Origin of the sequence: Paenibacillus sp. JGP012 (assembly GCF_014203995.1) — a bacterium.
In the GTDB taxonomy this organism is placed as follows: Bacteria; Bacillota; Bacilli; order Paenibacillales; family Paenibacillaceae; genus Paenibacillus; species Paenibacillus silvae.
In genome coordinates, this window is the sequence record NZ_JACHKG010000005.1 from 289769 (window position 1) to 307734 (window position 17966).

19 protein-coding genes are annotated in these 17966 nt (G+C 41.0%); all 19 read right to left on the minus strand.

The window, feature by feature from the left end; genetic code table 11:
• Positions 1–73: 73 nt before the first annotated feature.
• The 19 genes from HNR77_RS09525 to HNR77_RS09620 all read right to left on the minus strand — a co-directional run bounded on the left by HNR77_RS09525 (position 74) and on the right by HNR77_RS09620 (position 17915).
• Positions 74–1456 carry an S-layer homology domain-containing protein gene (locus HNR77_RS09525; RefSeq protein ID WP_184182930.1) on the minus strand — a complete coding sequence of 461 codons (1383 nt, stop codon included), beginning with the start codon at positions 1454–1456 and terminating at the stop codon, positions 74–76.
• An 87-nt stretch (positions 1457–1543) separates the two neighbouring features.
• Positions 1544–1816, minus strand: coding sequence for a hypothetical protein (locus HNR77_RS09530; protein WP_184182933.1), 273 nt, complete (start codon positions 1814–1816; stop codon positions 1544–1546).
• Positions 1817–1945: 129 nt separating this feature from the next.
• The gene (locus HNR77_RS09535) at positions 1946–3244 is read right to left on the minus strand and encodes a Tle-like phospholipase domain-containing protein (protein ID WP_184182936.1); all 1299 of its coding nucleotides are present in this window, start codon (positions 3242–3244) and stop codon (positions 1946–1948) included.
• A 51-nt stretch (positions 3245–3295) separates the two neighbouring features.
• Complete coding sequence (locus HNR77_RS09540; protein WP_110899765.1) at positions 3296–3574, minus strand: hypothetical protein; 279 nt, start codon at positions 3572–3574, stop codon at positions 3296–3298.
• Positions 3575–3751: 177 nt separating this feature from the next.
• Positions 3752–6874 carry a DUF5704 domain-containing protein gene (locus HNR77_RS09545; RefSeq protein WP_260410441.1) on the minus strand — a complete coding sequence of 1041 codons (3123 nt, stop codon included), beginning with the start codon at positions 6872–6874 and terminating at the stop codon, positions 3752–3754.
• Positions 6875–7266: 392 nt separating this feature from the next.
• On the minus strand, positions 7267–8520 hold the full coding sequence (locus tag HNR77_RS09550; protein WP_184182939.1) for an S-layer homology domain-containing protein: 1254 nt from the start codon (positions 8518–8520) through the stop codon (positions 7267–7269).
• Positions 8521–9052: 532 nt separating this feature from the next.
• A complete protein-coding gene (locus tag HNR77_RS09555) occupies positions 9053–9577 on the minus strand; it encodes a hypothetical protein (RefSeq protein ID WP_184182942.1) in 525 nt (174 codons plus the stop codon).
• Positions 9574–9747 carry a hypothetical protein gene (locus HNR77_RS09560; protein ID WP_184182945.1) on the minus strand — a complete coding sequence of 58 codons (174 nt, stop codon included), beginning with the start codon at positions 9745–9747 and terminating at the stop codon, positions 9574–9576. The genes HNR77_RS09555 and HNR77_RS09560 overlap by 4 nt, the downstream gene beginning before the upstream one ends.
• A gap of 22 nt (positions 9748–9769) precedes the next feature.
• Entirely contained in the window at positions 9770–10570 is an 801-nt protein-coding gene (locus HNR77_RS09565) for an RHS repeat-associated core domain-containing protein (protein ID WP_311768600.1), read from the minus strand.
• 311 nt (positions 10571–10881) lie between these two features.
• Positions 10882–11262: a hypothetical protein gene (locus HNR77_RS09570; RefSeq protein ID WP_184182951.1), complete on the minus strand. Its 381-nt coding sequence runs from the start codon at positions 11260–11262 to the stop codon at positions 10882–10884.
• A gap of 46 nt (positions 11263–11308) precedes the next feature.
• Positions 11309–12235: an RHS repeat domain-containing protein gene (locus HNR77_RS09575; protein WP_260410442.1), complete on the minus strand. Its 927-nt coding sequence runs from the start codon at positions 12233–12235 to the stop codon at positions 11309–11311.
• Positions 12236–12560: 325 nt separating this feature from the next.
• The gene (locus HNR77_RS09580) at positions 12561–12833 is read right to left on the minus strand and encodes a hypothetical protein (protein WP_184182954.1); all 273 of its coding nucleotides are present in this window, start codon (positions 12831–12833) and stop codon (positions 12561–12563) included.
• 12 nt (positions 12834–12845) lie between these two features.
• The gene (locus HNR77_RS09585; RefSeq protein WP_184182957.1) at positions 12846–13010 is read right to left on the minus strand and encodes a hypothetical protein; all 165 of its coding nucleotides are present in this window, start codon (positions 13008–13010) and stop codon (positions 12846–12848) included.
• A gap of 12 nt (positions 13011–13022) precedes the next feature.
• A complete protein-coding gene (locus HNR77_RS09590; protein WP_184182960.1) occupies positions 13023–13211 on the minus strand; it encodes a hypothetical protein in 189 nt (62 codons plus the stop codon).
• Between the two features lie 874 nt (positions 13212–14085).
• The gene (locus tag HNR77_RS09595; RefSeq protein WP_184182963.1) at positions 14086–14922 is read right to left on the minus strand and encodes a hypothetical protein; all 837 of its coding nucleotides are present in this window, start codon (positions 14920–14922) and stop codon (positions 14086–14088) included.
• A 750-nt stretch (positions 14923–15672) separates the two neighbouring features.
• The gene (locus tag HNR77_RS09605) at positions 15673–16098 is read right to left on the minus strand and encodes a pentapeptide repeat-containing protein (protein ID WP_397366459.1); all 426 of its coding nucleotides are present in this window, start codon (positions 16096–16098) and stop codon (positions 15673–15675) included.
• Between the two features lie 75 nt (positions 16099–16173).
• Positions 16174–16830 carry an RHS repeat-associated core domain-containing protein gene (locus tag HNR77_RS09610; RefSeq protein ID WP_184182983.1) on the minus strand — a complete coding sequence of 219 codons (657 nt, stop codon included), beginning with the start codon at positions 16828–16830 and terminating at the stop codon, positions 16174–16176.
• A 312-nt stretch (positions 16831–17142) separates the two neighbouring features.
• Positions 17143–17364: a hypothetical protein gene (locus tag HNR77_RS09615; RefSeq protein ID WP_184182986.1), complete on the minus strand. Its 222-nt coding sequence runs from the start codon at positions 17362–17364 to the stop codon at positions 17143–17145.
• Positions 17365–17531: 167 nt separating this feature from the next.
• On the minus strand, positions 17532–17915 hold the full coding sequence (locus HNR77_RS09620; RefSeq protein WP_184182988.1) for a hypothetical protein: 384 nt from the start codon (positions 17913–17915) through the stop codon (positions 17532–17534).
• Between the last annotated feature and the right edge of the window lie 51 nt (positions 17916–17966).

Genomic DNA, 17966 nt, shown 5'->3' on the forward strand with positions numbered 1-17966 from the left:
TAGAATAAAAACATGAATTCCATTGTTAAGGAAATAATCATAAAAGATAGGAAAACTCTCTTGAGTAGCTTATTCATTTCACTTCACGCAAAATAGAGTTTTTACTGAATAATGTAGCCATTCCGCTAACCTTCAGGTCATACGTGTTCGAATTCGTAGATAGCGGAATATCTGCATATCCTTCATATTTTTTTCCTTTTTTTAAGGAACCAGCATTTACGAAACGTTCATCAAACATAATATTTTTGTATTTTACATACGATTTAATTTCAAAGCTAAATTTAGTTCGAATAAAATAAAAGTATAAGTCATCCGATTTGGTTACCATAGATGGCTCCGCTATCAAAGAACCTGTCATAATGATTTTGTTCTCCTTTACCCATTTCACATACCGTCTCATATCGGCAAGTACCACCCTGAACCCTTGATTGTGATATGAAAACAATTCATTGGCCCATTCTTCATCAATCGTTCTGTAGTCTACATTAAGCAATAAGTTATAGTAATTCTCCGTTGTTTGTTTCCACTGATCCATTAGAGCCTTATTGTTAAATTTACTGTCCTTCTTGGCAAGCTGCGCAGAAGTCGTATCTACAATAATATCAGGCTTCATCTCATACATCTCATTCGGATACTCTTCCAATATATATGGGAAATCCTTCACGTTTTTAGGTAAATTGGTCGTTCGGATGACCCGTCCCCATGGATCACGCTCAGCATTCTTTGCTTTTTCAGCATTCTTTAGAGCCAGTGTGTCCACCTGCAGCGTCTGTCCATCCCGCACTTTATGAATGCGGTCTACAACGGTTAACGCTTGAGCACGGGTTGTTGTACCTCCCGGATCAAGATTCCCATTTCCCGTACCTGAGATTAATCCATGTTTGACAGCAAGATATAGAAAATCGTAATCATCTGTTCCCACTTGCTCGATTGCTCTCGCTGCAACGTGAACCATCTCCATACGCGTCATCGGTTGAGACCAGTCGGAGGAAGGAAAATCAGATTCCACATACAACTGATTCAATTTGGCGGCAGCAACATACGCTTTATACCATGGAGCACCAGAAGCCGTAGATTCAGTCTCGTAGCCTAGCGACCCAATGACGATCTTTAAAAATTCCGCACGCGTTACTTTATTTTCTGGATAAAACATCCCATTGGGATAACCACTGACAACCCCTTTACTGATTGCTGACCTTATGCTTGATTCTGCCCAGTGACCTTGGATATCCTTGAATGATAATAAGCTTTCTCTTTCTGCATTACCGTCTGAATTTAACGTTTTTGGGTTGGCTTCACTACTCGAACCAAAGGTTATAGATGGCTCTGCATAAACCGGAATGCTAGCTGCTAACATAGATATCAGCGTACTCAACACAATTAATTTCTTTTTCAAGATTCTTATCCTCATTTCTATTAAAATTAAAATTAAAATAAACTCTTCTAACTCTTTCAAATGCTCAACATCAGACGGGCAAACGGCTGTTTATATCTGGCATTTTCATCTCAAATTCAACCATTGGAATTCAATACTTTTAGGTTCTTAATAACTACCATCTGCATCTTTTATTCTCTGGATTGCCTCTAACATCTCCTGCTTCTGTTTTAGAAGCTGCTGCGTACGTGTGTCTAACTGATAGAAGAATACCTCTACTTTAATCCTTAATTTTGTTGCTGATTGCCCCTTCCAAGCATTTAACTTTTCGTAAAGCTTTCGAGCTTCCCGTTCATTCTCCTTCAGTTCACTAAGGATTAGATCCAATTCACGTTCGGCTTGTAATAATTGATCCAAATCCATCGTTATGTTGCTGCTCATTCTCATGTTTCCTTTCCTTTAGCTTTCATAATCTAAAACCTGGTACCTCTACTTATGTAAAGCTCATACGCAATTCATTTAGCCATAGTCGAATCGCCTTCAGCAGACTGATCCCCTGAATCTCTATTTCTATCCCCCATCCGCCTTTACAAACAAATCAGCTTTATTCTGAATGTAATCCACGAGATCCGAGGTATGCTCCAGATGCCATTCATCCAGCTGCTTAATGCTCATCTGCAGATCCCATACGATCGGCACTAGACGCCGACTATGACTGCTTTCCGTATATTCAAAAAAGTTACGTTGGATTCGTTCAAACGTGCGACTCATGTCTTGCGCCTGCTGACTCCATTTCTGTGCGACCTCTCTCAACTCTTCCGGCGTCAGCTCGATCGTTCCTGCCGAGTATCCACCGACAATGTTAACGACCGACTTTAAGCCTTTGCTCATCGTATCCCAGGCTTCTCGCGCATGATCCAATATATTGTGGTCCGAAGGTTTCCGAGGTGAAAAGCTAACCTGTTCTCCTGTGATCTCGTCATACAATGTATTGTTCACATACCCGTCGTCATCGAACTTGTAATGCTCCATACCATGGTAATTTGGATCGTTCAGAGTATCATTCCATTTTTTCCATGCCTCGATACCATAACGGGTATTAAATTCATCGTAGTTTTGATTGATTACAAAGGTTGAACCCACATGTCGCTCATACCCTCCCAACATGCCACTGGCAATGAAATCACCCGGATGTATAAAATTCGTAACCTGACGGTCAAATTCACCTTCCTCTGCTTTTCTTTGCATTTCAGGTGTTAGTGTGGCTACCACTGTTGGAGCACTAAAGGTGACAGCTTCTAGCCCTGTATACACTGCCGCATATTGCGCGTTACCTCCACCCAGAGAGTGCCCTGTAAGGGTGAAACTCGCCTCCGGATACTTCTTTTGCATTTCTTTTACATAATCTTCTGCTTCGTAGAGTTGATTTTCAAAACGTAAACTTTTACTCAAATCTTTCTGTGTATTTCCTACCCAATCCCCGAAATCGTCTAAGCCTAGTGACTTTTCCACCTTATTTGAAATTTCTTTTTCTGCGGGAAATCTCAGATTATCCAAAGCACGACCTACCGTCTGCCAAATTTCAGGAAAACCTATTTTTAGAGCATCTGTCGTTAAATCGGGTACGCTTCGATCCCAAGTGGCAGAGCCCTCGGTTCCACGAAATGCAATTACCGCTTGTTGGGTGTCCGGGTTATAGAAGGTCACGGCGTCCATTCCAGATGAATTATGTTTTTGATCTAACACTTCCCATCCAGGAACCATTCTAAAATCTTCTCCTATTACATAATCACTATAGGCTGCTTCAGACATCTGTTGATAATCTTGATCTGTTAAATTTAATTTCCCTGGACTGCTATTCTCAGCCATTTTATGACCTCCAATGTTCTTTAGTCTTTTAAAACCTGTAATTTATTCTCTTTATTTGTAGGGGTCGAATCCCCGTTCGCTAAGCATATTGCGAAACTCTCTGCTAAACGAAAGCAATTCTGCCTTATTGGATTCATAATTTACCGAGACATTAAAATGCTGCTCTTCATGTCCTCTTACATAACCATATACAGTAACACGAGCCATAGCCATTCTAGGCTGCAATTGTCTTCGTGTAATTACTACATCATTTAAGTTATAAGTATCTTTCAGATACTTGATTGCTATAGATTCTGACCGATCTATAATCTCCTGATCCTCTTTGTTCACTCCTGAACACCCTCCTAATAATCCAATCACTACCATAATCAAAAGAAAACTCTTGGCAATCCGTGGCATCGCCATCCCTCACTTTACTCTGCATATCTTCATAAAAACGGGAAGGATCGAAGAAAACTCATGATCCCGTCCTCTTCGATCTCATCCTGAGGTTTACTTCTCTTATCCTTAATGTGGCACCTGAGCACTAAAATCATCTCGACTCGAGCGATCCGCGTGATAGAACACCACATCTCCATCTCGTAGCGAAAATGAGTTACCGTAACTATCCTGCACCTGACGCTGGAACCCTTCCAGCAGCCACTGGTTCATGAGTGGGGCGTGGATATATTGCAGATGAGGTGCCGCCAGGTTGCCTTCCCGAATGGATTCCAGGTTAAAATTCACCACGATGTATCCGTTCTTCAGGAAAATCGGCGATTTCGCATCCAGTCCCCCATGGGTTCGGCCATACTCTGCCAGGTTGGTTCCCGCCTGAACCACATAAGGCTCTGCGGGCAAGCTGTACTCGCCATACCATTGCTGAATCGCCGCATTCGCTCGCAGCACATCTGCACTCGCTGTAGTCGGAATGTTCGTTTTCGGCCCGATAAACGTCCGTAGCTGCTCTGGCATGAGCAGCAGACTGTATCCGCCGACAGGGGTTTTCATCTTTGTAAACTTGTCCCGGTAATAATCCTGATACGCTCTTTCGCTCATCATCCCCGTGTGAGTCTCGCCATAGCGATGGTATTTGTACGTCGCGGTATCGCGCAGCTGTACCGCAGGTACTTGGCGCATGCGATCATTTAATATGACAAATCGCTTCACCTGATCCTCGGCCGAGCCAATACGGATAAAGTTCCGCTGATTAGTCGAATAATACAAATCCACGGGCACACGGGTTTGGCCATCCTTGCTTACAAAATCAAAGGTCGGGGTGAGGCGAATCCCGTCTCTCGGGCCAAACATATTACCTTTCGTTTTAAAATCAAACTTGAAGTGGTATCCCGTCTTCACCGCCACATTTTGGTATCCCTGCAGCGGATGGCTTCCCGGGCGGATCGGCACGGTGAACTGCGGGAAATTGCCTCGCTTGTCTCCATCAATATCCTTCGTGCCTGTCCAGTAGCTGATCCACGTTGGGGCAATGCTGCCCTTGAAGCGGCGGAAAACGAGTTCCCAGTTATAGTCTGCGATATCGGTAATTTCAAAATCGTACAATCGGCCAATGACCTCCACGGATACTTCATCCGATGCCACGTGGTAGTACAGGTCGGTATTCGCATCTGGCTGAGCATCAACGTCTGGCTGCATAGGGTAGTCAGACGGTGCATTCTCGGCAATGTTGCGAAACTCTACCTGGTAATCTCCCTCATCCACCCACACCGGGAGATAGAAGGTCGTGTCCAAAACGGGAACTTCGATATCAATCCACGTCTTCCGTGGATAGAACTCTGTCTGGTCCGCACTATATACATCAAACGGGAAGCGCACTTGTTTGATCCGATAATACTTGGCATAGTCCCGATCTCCGTATCCCGGATACGAGCCCGAATCCAGATGCTGGCCGCTCGTCGGGATACGAACGGTAAACGGTCGCTCCAAAATGAGTGCAGATCGATTCATATTGGGCACGGTCTTCTGGTTATGCGGTTGATCATCCGACACGAGCGAGTAGTTTACCACCGGGGTATGAACCGTAACGGTATTAATGGGACTGACCGGGAATGTCTTGTCTCCACTGCCTCCTAGCGTTGTCGGATGAAGTGCATACTGGATTTCTCCGCTGGACTCCGTATTCGCTTTGTTCAAACGAGTCTGGGGAATCAACAGCTGATCTTCATACAGCACCTGCTCTCCGGTGTTTTTATACGAACCGATCTTGGCCGGTGCCGGAATTTGCGTCGGATCGGGTCCATGTTCGACCACGACACTACCGTCCATGACCTTCGTGGAGGAACCTTCCCACATAAAGTCGAGTGCATCATTTTTCACATCAGGCGGGCCTGTTTGCCCCTCGGCCATCCCTTTTAAGAGCTCGGTATCATCTGGAACATCGAGGGGTTCATACCCATCACTCGCCAGCACCGGGGGCACGTAGCTGATTTCTCCGGTTTCCTTCGGCATCACATGAATTTCAACATCTTCGTCATGTTCCATCTCCAGCTCGGGTGGCGTGTATCCCTGCGGATACAGCGTAATGCGCTCGCCGTCTGGCAGGGCGTAATTCTCCATCTCCGCCTGATCAATGAAATACAGCTCCACGTTATTGATCTTCCAATAGCTATAGTTTCGCTCGAAGTCGAAATTGTAGGTGACATCGACGGTATCCGATTCCTCTGTATCTTCCTGCGGAATCGTTGTTCCATCTGGCCCTGGGAGATCAGGCTGTTCCACCTTCCAGGTTCGAACATACGTCAGTTTGGCTTCACAGTCATATGTAATCGTGCCTTGCTGTTTGCCAAAGGTGTGCTGAAAGAGATAGTTCATTGCCCACGTATTGGCATACAGATGCTCCGACGTTGGAATGCCTCGCGTGGCGTCAAAGTGGATACCGTTTGCAGGATCATCCGCCAGAATATGCCCTTGAGCCCCTGGATCCATAAATGCCGTTTGTGGGGAAGCGACTTCATTCGGTGGATTAATCGTGTATGTACAACCTGCTACACCACCAGGTTCATGCGGGATTGGACCATCCCCCACCGTCACTTTTAAGTAGGCGATGAGATCATATTGATACGAATCACCACTTTTCCATTCCACAGAAATAGTAGCGGTCCCCGGACTCAAGCCTTTGATCTTTCCGCTTGAATTAACGGATACGACACTTTCATTATCTGATTTCCAATCCACACCCGATCGCGTTGAAATATCTACCCAATTGCCGAACTGCTTTGCTCCATGAGCCATCGTAGCCACTTCACCTTTGAGGTTGGCTTCCTCATCTTTCTTTAAACGCTGCGTACCTGTAAGCCGAATTTTTTTCTGCTCCGTCCATTTACTTCGCCATGTTATGTTTAAAGGCGTTAGATATAGGGTACTGTACTTGGTTTTGCCACTGGGATTTTTGCCATAATCATCTGTGTACTCTGGTTCATATAAGGACGCATCTTTTTTACCAGTTTTTGAAGTTAATGTAACAATTGATTTTGAATTATCCAGTGTTAATTTAGTGATCAGAGACTTCTGGCCCTGAACTCCTGTAGTTTCTGCTTTAACAATGTATGGGCTCGGTACCTTGTCTGGCGAAATTTGTATTCCTGATTTATCTCGATATTCATTAGGCAGGTATGCTGGGTTTTCTCTCATTTGAATACGATCTGTCACTTCTCTAACAGTTGGTGCAGAGATACCTCCATAAATGACATTATCCGCTTTTACTTTACCACCACTTAAAGTAGTTTCTGCGATCCAATCCAGACTATCAATTTGATACCAATATACCCCAGGGTTTGCCTGTTTTATCCCCTCGAATATTCTAACTACCTTTTGGTAACCTGTTGGCCCTTTAGGTAGAGCTATTGGGTCAATTACTTCATTTATTTTTTTATTATCCTCAGGGTCAGGGCTCACCACCACTACTTTATCATTATCTTCAGCAGTAGTGACACAATAAGGATATATAAAAAATTGAAGGAAAACAGCGCCAACAATTAAAATAGAAAATTTCCAATTCCGTCGTTCTATTGCCAATATTTTTCTCATCTTAGTGGGAGACTAAAAGAAGTGCTAGTATTTTTATCAATGCTGAAGGATTTCCAAGTTTCGTTTGAAGATCCTTCCGTACTTCTTTTTAAAAGAAATTTCATCCAGAATGTTCTTGGAACCTCCTTCTTAAAGAAGCCGGAATTCACATATTCTTTGATGGGGAGATTTGTGATTCCAAAGGTTTTCACTTTTCCGCTATTGAAATTACTTACCGTCGTAAAAATATTTGCAACCTCTTGGTGAAAAATCAAATTTCTTAGATTATCTCCACTTGGAGTTACGGTCACCTCCATAAAAACATCGTAATAATCATTGTTCATAAATCCATATGATTCATCTATAAACATCCTGCCGTAAAGATTGCTAATATCTGTCTTTGATTTTGCATCAGTAACAATCATTCGATGCGGAGTTAGTGTACCTAAATTGTTACGGAATTTTGCGGTTTTGCCAACTATACGATCAAAGCTAGATATCACACCATCTTCGGATTTCAGAAAAACATAAGGTGTTGCTGAAGTCAAATTCGTACCCGTCATTCCTACTTCACGCATTTCATTTAAATCTCTGTACGAATCAGCCTTACTTTCTTGCACTTGTTGGTAACGAGACAAAATCACAGCAGCCTCTGCTCGTGTCGTCGTCTTCCCGGGACCGAAGGTTCCATCAGGGTACCCAGCCATCAATCCGGTTCCTAATACAACTGAGACGTATGGATAAGCCGCTTTCTTTAAACCACCCTTGTAGAACTCAGCTACAGGAACTAACGTATTCTCTGTATCTGTATCCTTCAGCGCTTGCTTGAAATCCTCGTTTTGTGCAGCTAGTCCTGAACTGAGCCACTTGGCCATTTCTTCCCTTGTCAATGCCGTGCTAGGTTTAAATCCGTTTGGATAATCCGAAGCTTTCAAAAAGCCGAGAGATACCGCACGGTTTACTTCTCCTTCACTCCAATGACCTGTCAAATCCCGAAATACATTCGCTTGCTCCAACTCAGGAGTCGCTTTGGACACACGAGACAACAATGCCGCAAATTCCGCACGTGTTACCGTTGCTCCAGGCTTAAACGTTCCATCACTGTAGCCTTTAAAATAACCCTTGGACACAGCAGCATCGATGGAAGTCTTTGCCCAATGGCTTGCAGGCACATCTTTAAATGAAGGTGCTGCTGCACTTGCACTCCCAGTGAAAGGAAGCATTCCCATTACCAATGCACCGCTTAGTACTAATTGTGTTACTTTCTTCAATTCGTTCACACTCCAGTATTGTTATTCTCTTCGCAAAATCTCTGGTAAACCTATGTATCTCTTGAACCGTTCTTGCATGTTACGACTTCCTAAAATATCACCTTCAATGCTTAGTGATTTTCATCTTGCTTCATGAATTCTCAAAGAATAAATACTAGGTCTTCCATCATCCTAAAAGCCAATCAAAAATGCCATTTATAAGAATATTTTACCACTAAAGGCTTGTGAAATATAGGTATTTAGGATTGATTTTAACAATCAGTTTAAGCGAGGGTATAACAAAACAGGTCAATCATGGTTTATTACATAATTGACCTGATCTGTTGTATAAGAATAAGGAGATCTCATCATTTAAATTAATCAAATTTTATCCTCTTAAGTAATTGAAACCACTCGTCTAGGTCCATATCAAGTACAATTTCTTTATACTTGAGACCAAATAGATGATTTATGAACACTTTCACTCAGAATTTAACATACACTCTCAAACTCCTTTGAGGTTTGAATCAGTTAAAATAAAATTGAATATTTGTCAATCTCCATTTATGTTCAATCCATACTTTGAAGTGTTTAATATATACTGATTTAGTGGAATAAACCTTTCCGGTTCTATTTCTAAAGTGGCTTTGCCTGAAGCAATTATAGACAAAAAACTACTCCCAAAGGGCCAATCAATAGATGAAAATATCTCATAGTTATATCCTTCAGAAGAACTATTCGATCCCCACTTTTTTTTAATTTTACATTTAGACCCATCATATTGGTAAATATGCTCATGAGGTTTCATCTCAGAAAGCAACTCTACTTCAATCTCAATACTATCTACATCCTCAAAATAGATAGTGGAAAAACCAGAAATATAGACATTGTCATCAAATAAGATCAGATCATTCCCTAACCCATATTGCTCTATACTAAACATTTTGATTGGTATAATTATCCCCCAAATATCCAGAGAGAATTTGTTAATAATTTTAGAAGGGCTTTTAAATTGGATTACTGATTCTGTAAAGTCGTAAAGCTCAAATTTTTGTTTAGATATATCCAGTTCTATCATTGATAAGTTCTCCTCAAGATAACCTCAAATTGTCTCTCCAATGATTTGTCGGAAAAAATTTTACCATCAGTAGTTTTTTGCACTCCAAACATTAAATCACCAGAAGCTTTCCCTCTTCCAACTAACTCAAAACCAAATTGTTCAAAATACTTATTGTCTGCACTCAACATGTTTTTAAAGAATGGATTTTTCTCACCACCAACAACTTTTAGAACCCCACCGTTCTCTAATATTCAAAATGTCGTAACCATGCGGATTTTGGGCAATGACCTCTGAGAACGATCTTGTGCTGAAAGGCAAATGATTTGCGTTTGCCACAACATCCACGCCATTAACATTCCTCATGTCTACATTGATTGCTCCTTTAAGCGGATTGTCACCAGATCCTAAATTCATGGTCTTACTGTTGTTACCGAAGGGCAAGGCTAATATGTCATTAGAATTCGTCTCACACTTCATCAACCCCAACGGGTCAATGTAGCTTACCGGGTTCCCGTTGACGTACGCATAGCGGTTAAAGGTCTGTCCGTCCTGAATCTCCCCGCGAATCACGTCCCGGTTCAGGAAACGCTTCAGCTTCGGATCATAGTACCGTGCTCGCATGTAATACAGTCCATTGGCATCAGTCATGACGCCGTCTCGGCCATTATACGCAAACGGCTGCGAGGTTACACCTTCATGCTGCTCCAGCTCGCCATACAATCCATACGTATAGCGATCCGTCACTCGATTCTGCTCATCCGTGAGCAACGTCGTGCTGCCGCGCAGACCATAGTGGTAGCTCAGATACGTTCCGTCTGCATCTTCGCGTCCGATCAGCCCCAGGCCGTACACATATCGGGCCTTGACGTCGCCCTCGCCATCCAGCTCCATCAGCACCCGGCTCAGTTCAGGCGCATCGTCAATGACGTAGCGAATCACTTGGCCGCGCTGCGCGAGTTCAATGCGGTCGCCTTGCGGGTTGTACCGATATTTCAGCTTGCCTGCCTTCACCAGTCGGTTACGGGCATCGTATTCATACGCGGAAGCGGTGCTGCCATCCGTGGCATACAGCAGATTGCCGTTTGCATCATTTTATCAATCTTAACGGGTAACGGTAGCCTACTAGACTCCCATTCACATACGAAAACCAGTTGTTAAACGTTATACCGCTTAGCTGGCATGAATAACTCATAAGGATGATAACGATTAAATATGAGAAAACCTTGAGCGCCATAAAACAGTGCTCAAGGTTTTTTCATATCTATTGCCAGTAATTTAGATGCAGACGATTACAATGATAAGTTAAGTAGAAAGAATTGATCTTACTCGTTTCCTAAAATCTCGTCACATTCAATGCTAAGCATAAATATCATCATCACACGTAATGCGGCTTTAATTTCACCGATACTTAATTCGGGAAATTCACTCTCGATTAAATTAATTACATTCTTCTCTCCCTCAAGAAAGTACATAATATCTGTTAAAAGAACAGCTTGGTTCTTCACCTTTAATCCATAGATTCCTTTATATTCATCTGTAGAATACTCTCTTTCAACTCTTCCATATTCAAACTTTTGTATAGCATCGATATTAAAAGGCGTATGAGAGGATTGCATTAAGAAACTTTCTTCAAAATCTTTTTGACTATATACCATTTGATTTTTTTCAACTAATTCTTTAGTGTACTCCTTGATTTTATCCATAAAATTACTGTTATTACGAAACACTTTTCTCACCGTCCATTAGTTATTATCGCCCTTTTTTCTTAGATGAAGGGACCTTCTCAATAGTAATTTTCTCAACCCACTTCTCGTTAAATTCTTTCAGTAAGCCTGATCCTATACCATAAGAACCTGCTTCATTAGAGGATTTAATTATAACACGATTTGTATACTTGGATTCTCCCCCAACCATAGCTTCAAAATCTACGCCTTTAGATTGGAGCCATTCTTTTGTCCCTTTTTTCGTCTCAATTTTGATTTTTTGTGTATAGTTCTCTGGATCCCCAAGATATCGAGGATCTCTTTCCTTCCCCTTCTCTGAAATCCATTTGCTTCCTCTCGATTCAGTTCCATTATCATGAACTTTAGGTAATAATCCCTTTGCATCTAGTGAGTCCTTTGCTTCTTTCTCAGCACCATATCTAACATAGTGTTCGTTCTCACACTTCATCAACCCCAACGGGTCAATGTAGCTTACCGGATTCCCGTTGACATACGCATAGCGGTTAAAGGTCTGTCCGTCTTCAATCTCCCCGCGGATGACGTCCCGGTTCAGGAAACGTTTCAGCTTTGGATCATAGTACCGCGCTCGCATGTAATACAGTCCGTTCGCATCGGTCATGACCCCGTCTCGACCATTATACGCAAACGGCTGCGAGGTGACGCCTTCATGCTGCTCCAGTTCTCCATACAGTCCGTACGTATAACGATCCGTCACCCGGCTCAGTTCAGGCGCATCGTCAATGACGTAGCGGGTCACTTGGCCACGCTGTGCCAGTTCGATGCGATCGCCTTGCGGGTTGTACCGATATTTCAACTTAGCAGCCTTCACCAGTCGGTTACGGGCATCGTATTCATACGCGGAAGCAGTGCTGCCATCCGTGGCATACAGCAGGTTACCATTTGCATCCATCTCGACGGGATAGTCCCCTACAAGTGAAGTCGGTTGTTCCAAATGTAGTTCGGATGTTGCGTAAGAGAATCACTCCGGAATGTTTGTACTACTGGCCGGGTTCTGGACCTACCACCATCAGGACTATCTAGCAACGCAATAGGACAAATATATCAGCATTCAAAAGTAGCAAGTTTTATTAGCCAGAATGTTGCTCTTCTTCAATCTTTTTATTCCGGTGAAGTCAAATTATCAATAAAATAAAAAGTAAGTAACCTTAATAATGGGCGCTAAGGTTACTTACTTAAAGCAATTTCATAATTTCTTCTTGCCAGAAGCAAAGTTACAGTATAAAAGTCAACTTTTTATGGCATTTCAAATTCGAAAATTATAATTTTTTTTCAATAAGCTTACCCACTTTTATCAGGAAATCCAACTGTTTCTCATTAAGATGTTCATAGAGACCTTCAATCTCATCATCTAAAAAGTTTCTCTCTATGTTATCTAAACTAGCTGACAAAATAGCAATCATACCATAAATATTATACTCTTCCCAATCATCATATAAGTTGCCCCAGTTTTTTATCACATCAATGAAATCATTAAAATTATCAATATCTTTAAAGGGTTTATTCCAATCAGAGCTATTTTGATTGTTCATTTTCTACACCTCTTATTTAATTTTCAATCTTCCTACCTCTCTAAATATCTCATCCAACAATTGGATTCCTTCTTCATTAAAGTTTTTATCTTTAGCAATGATCCTCACATGATAAGGGTTTTTTACTTGTTGGAGCATACAAAACATCAAATCCAGCATTCCTAAGCTGGCGTACATCCGCTTGAGATACTATTTTAGTACCTGCGTTATTGGCCCAATTCTCTCACCCTTGGATACGACAGCATCAATGGAGGCTTTCGCCCAATGGCTTGCAGGCACGTCTTTAAACGAGAGTGCTGCTGCATTTGCAATCCCGGTGAAAGGAAGCATTCCCAGTACCAATGCACCGCTTAGTAGTAGTTGTGTTACTTTCTTCAATTCGTTCACACTCCAATGTTGTTATTCTCTTCGTAAAATCTCTGGTAAACCTATGTACGTTGAATCGTTCACATCTTACAACTTCCTAAAATATCACCTTCAATTCTTTGTGATTTTCATCTCGCCTCATAATTTTTCAAAAATGCCATTTATAAGAATATTTTACCGCTAAAAACTTGTGAGATATAGGTATTTAGGATTGATTTTAATAATCATTTTATTTACATAATTTTACTTTTTTTCAAAAAAAAAAAAAAAAAAAAAAAAAGGAAGGATATCTCATCATTCAAATCTATTTTGCCCTATTAAGTAATTGATACCGATCGTCTAGGCGCAGCGTTTTAACGTGTCATACGTACACTGTTTATTTTCTTCTCTCAGTAGCAGGCTGTCCGAACTTAGGCACACTTAAACTGCTACAAACAAATCTGTCGACCGCTGGTATCGGATCAGGCGGCCTTGTTATGTGTTTCCTCTTTTCTATGTAATTTAGAGATAGAATAAACTCAGTATAGCTACTTCTCTTAGCTTACTTTACTCCTAGTTTTAAAAATGCGGTACACCTTAAGGTATACCGCAATGAATCTAAAACTTTACTTTCTTTTCGTTGTTAATTACTTGCTTTTCATTTCTATACCTTAATCTAAGGCTACACCTCACACCTTAATCATACCGACTTGACTAGTACTTACAGTTAAAAGATCATGTCTAAGTCCCAAGGTACAACCCAGTTTTCTTAGCTACCCACTACCTACACTTGAAGCTTTTTCAGCAGGATTGGTTCATCAGCGGCATGGACAATAGCAGGTGCGGTTTTAGCAATAATGTTTTTTGAAGACTTGGATAAGAGTTTTCTCAATAAAACAAAACCATTTTACAAGGGAAGAGTGAAAATCACCTCAAATGGATCTTTATCTCCAAAAAATTCATCATATAGTCCCCTAACTTGAATTGAATCCAAATCTTCTTCTTGCGTATTTATTAACTCATCTAACTTTTCTAAGATGCTCACTTCTTTTAGGGATAATACCTTGGTCTTAATAAGGGTATCTTTGTTATTCGGAATTAAACCTCTTGGCCAGCAGTCCTCATATACGCCTTTGTAGGAATCGTATAAGAATTTTATTTTACTTACACTAGCATATTTCCTTATATTCGGATTAACCAATAATAGAAATTGAGCTATTATTGCTGAACGTTGGCTTATGTTTGAATAAACCTCGGATTCCTTAAAGGTATCCATTATCTCTATATCTAAATTATAAGGAAATTCCCAATTTAAACCAGAAAAGATTAATATACATTGTTCTTGATCCAAGTTCTTTACCAGTTTCGCCACCAACTCGTGCTCAGTAAATCCCATATGACGAAATGAGGTTAAACAAAGGATACTATCATTGACACTAGTAGCATGTTCACGTAAACACCAAATATAATCATTAAGTAATTCCTCATAGTAACTTCTGTCACTTTCATACCAAAAAAAAGATTGAACGATTGCTTCTATTATTGAAGCTTTATCATACTTGTCAGTAATATTATGCAAAAGTTCCTTCAAATTATTAATGAACTCTTCTCCATAGTATCTCATCAAACTAGGTTGATATTTTATTTGTTCTAAAAGGACGAGAAAAGTTTGAAATTCTTCTGAATTCTTTTCATTCATTAGATATTTCAATAACACATTCATATACTCTCTTTTCTCATTCAATATAATCCCTCCTCCAACTCTTCGCGCCCGATCAACCCCAGGCCGCACCTTATCGGGCCTTGACGTTGCCCTCGCCATCCAGCTCCATCAGCACCCGGCTCAGTTCAGGCGCATCGTCAATGACGTAACGGGTTACTTGACCGCGTTGCGCCAGTTCGATGCGGTCGCCTTGCGGGTTGTACCGATATTTCAGCTTACCGCCTTCACCAGTCGGTTACGGGCATCATATTCGTAGGCGGAAGCGGTGCTGCCATCCGTAGCATACAGCAGGTTACCATTCGCATCCATCTCTACGGGATAGTCCCCTACCCGTTGTAGGCGGTTATCTCAGGTGTAGTGTAGCCGCGAGTGAGTGGTATTAATGAACATGCTGGTGAATTTTTACCACCTAATAATATGCTGAACAACCTTAGTTCTATAGAGAAATAAACTAAGGTTGCTATTGAAGTTATTTTTTTGTACAAGTATTGTAAAACACTATTATATCATTATCTAGAATACGAGAACTCAAAAATTTCACCTTTCCGAAGAATCGGCTTTTGCTTATCAATTTAAATCAAAACAACTTGGGCTATCCTAGTTGTTTGAATTAATTTTGGATACCAGTTGATTCTTAAATAATCTTCATACTAGGTTTGACCCTAAAATGAACCACAATCAGCCTAGAGAATTTTCTATATCCAACTCTACTCAATCCCTATTTCAAGGTTTTCTTGATACTTCACTCCAGCGGTTATACGACCACAACGACTAAGTTTTTATAGCCCCATAATCTAAAGGATTAAAAGAGGCTGGCCAAATTGTACTGTCGTCGTATAAAGCACCTTCTATGTTAGCATCTTCTATCCTCTGGCATAGCATGTTTGCACCTTTCAAATTAGCAGATTTGAAATTAGCATTCCACACATCAGCCTTAAATAAAATAGCATTACTTAAATTCGCATGGCTAAAGTCAGCTCCTGCGAGATTTGCTTTTGTTAAATTAGAGGATTCCAAATTTGAATTTTCAAATAAACCTACCATCAGTAAAGCACTTGTTAAGTTCGCTCGACTTAAGTTTGATTCTTTTAGTTCGGCGCCACGTAAATTCGTTTTTACTAAACTAGAACCACTCAAGTTGGCTCTGTTCAAAATGGCTCTATGCAAGTTTAGCTCATCCAACTTCGCTCTCTCCAAAGAGTCTAACTCAAGCTTTATTGCTTCATTTGCAATACAATTAATAATAATAATGTTTACTCACCTCTTTTTATTTTATCTATTTCCCCAATCATATGGATCGATTTTCACATCCTCCCATCGTATAACTTTATCAGTTTTACCTCCACTATATGGAGTGGTTGGAATATCAATACCTGCAACTCTACCTGAAATGTAACGGTGGTTACCGTCTACTATAATATTATTATCGACTTTAATAGGAGGTGGTACCTCTCCCTCAGCTAAACGCTTAGTATAGCGATCAATAGCTGGTAGAGATACTGCAGTTTGCTGTGTCTGTACAGGAGCGTTCTTCATGGCCTCTCTAACATGTTCTTCAGTAACATCCATCCCAGGTTTCCAAGAAGATGGGCTTTTGCCTTCAGACGCAAACAATTGCAGATCTAATTTTAATTTTCCTGTATTTGGATTAGAATTTTCGCTAACCCTTTTTGTCGTCTCACACTTCATCAATCCCAACGGGTCAATGTAGCTTACCGGGTTCCCGTTGACATACGCATAACGGTTAAAGGTCTGCCCATCCTCGATTTCACCGCGGATGACGTCCCGGTTCAGGAAACGCTTCAGCTTCGGATCATAGTACCGTGCTCGCATGTAATACACCTTGGCATCCAGCTTGGCTCGTAGCCAGCCAAGTTCATCATAAGCGTAGGCAGTTCGCACACTGGCTGCATTCGCTTCCTGTAGCAATCGGCCGCTGCGGTCATACGTCAAGCGGGATGGTTTAGACAGCTTTTCTATCGGGGTGGCGTATTCTACAATTACGAGTTGAAAAAATGCCAGAAAACGAAGATAACAAAAAGCAGGTCAACTATGGGTAGTATCTGACCATAATCGACCTGCCCAACGTAACGAGATGCCGTTATTTAGGTGATAAAATTCAAACATTTATGTGCGTACAAACGAAATGACAAAATATTTATACTGGTATTACATGGGTTATTCATGTTATTTGATAAATGATAGGTTCATTCGGCATTGGCTAGCCCCGCCGATTCTCTTTTACTCTTCATCTTCTTCTACTAAAATGTCATCCATTCTTTCTCTATCTTCTGCAATTTGTCTTGACATTCCAAAGCTCTTCATGAAGTGGCCAAGAGGTAGTTCCTCTTTGAAGTCGCCATCCTGTTCGAACAGTTGGATACTCGCATCATTATCAATTAAATCTTCGACTAAATCTTTCATTTTTTCCATCTCTTTATTATTTACATAATCAACTTCCATAAGAGGAGCATTATTATCAGTACGAGTTTGAATATCTGACAGACCTAGACCTGTGTGTTTTTTTAATGGTCATTAACAATTTACTTGATGTTTCGGATTGTAGAGTCACAGAGATTCTTGTCACTGGCAATACCTCCTTCTAAAACGTTTATATTACCAAATTAAAATTACTCCGCAAACCTAGGATTATACGGTTTTCCAGGTAAACTCCTTCTATATGACCCACCATGCCAACGAGTAATATGTTCTTTTACAGTAGCAGGATAAATTATCTCTCCTCTATTTGCAAGGTGAGGGTACTTTGAAACACTGTAGGCATGATGTCCTGTTATTGTTTTTTCATTATAACTAGGAACTTTATTACTTAGTATCGCTTCTTTTTGTTCCTGAGACCAGTTTCTCGTTGTTGGCTCACCGTTTTTCATCCTTCTCTTCTCTTGTTGCCAAAACTCTTTGACTCCTGCATCTCTTCGACTCGCAAGCCGTTTATTCCATTCAAGCCTCTTCCACTCTTCATTTGTTATTGTTCGATTATTTACTTTATCCTCCAACTTCTTTTTTTGTCTTATTTCCTAGTTGTTTATAAGGGCTAGGCTTTGGTA

What these genes read in the sequence shown, in the direction of transcription:
- HNR77_RS09615 (WP_184182986.1), bottom strand. Translation starts at nt 17,364, where the DNA reads ATGGAAGTTGATTATGTAAATAATAAAGAGATGGAAAAAATGAAAGAT.
- HNR77_RS09570 (WP_184182951.1), bottom strand. Translation starts at nt 11,262, where the DNA reads ATGGATAAAATCAAGGAGTACACTAAAGAATTAGTTGAAAAAAATCAA.
- HNR77_RS09530 (WP_184182933.1), bottom strand. Translation starts at nt 1,816, where the DNA reads ATGAGCAGCAACATAACGATGGATTTGGATCAATTATTACAAGCCGAA.
- HNR77_RS09560 (WP_184182945.1), bottom strand. Translation starts at nt 9,747, where the DNA reads ATGTTGAGTGCAGACAATAAGTATTTTGAACAATTTGGTTTTGAGTTA.
- HNR77_RS09535 (WP_184182936.1), bottom strand. Translation starts at nt 3,244, where the DNA reads ATGGCTGAGAATAGCAGTCCAGGGAAATTAAATTTAACAGATCAAGAT.
- HNR77_RS09585 (WP_184182957.1), bottom strand. Translation starts at nt 13,010, where the DNA reads ATGTACGCCAGCTTAGGAATGCTGGATTTGATGTTTTGTATGCTCCAA.
- HNR77_RS09545 (WP_260410441.1), bottom strand. Translation starts at nt 6,874, where the DNA reads ATGAGAGAAAACCCAGCATACCTGCCTAATGAATATCGAGATAAATCA.
- HNR77_RS09580 (WP_184182954.1), bottom strand. Translation starts at nt 12,833, where the DNA reads ATGAACAATCAAAATAGCTCTGATTGGAATAAACCCTTTAAAGATATT.
- HNR77_RS09555 (WP_184182942.1), bottom strand. Translation starts at nt 9,577, where the DNA reads ATGATAGAACTGGATATATCTAAACAAAAATTTGAGCTTTACGACTTT.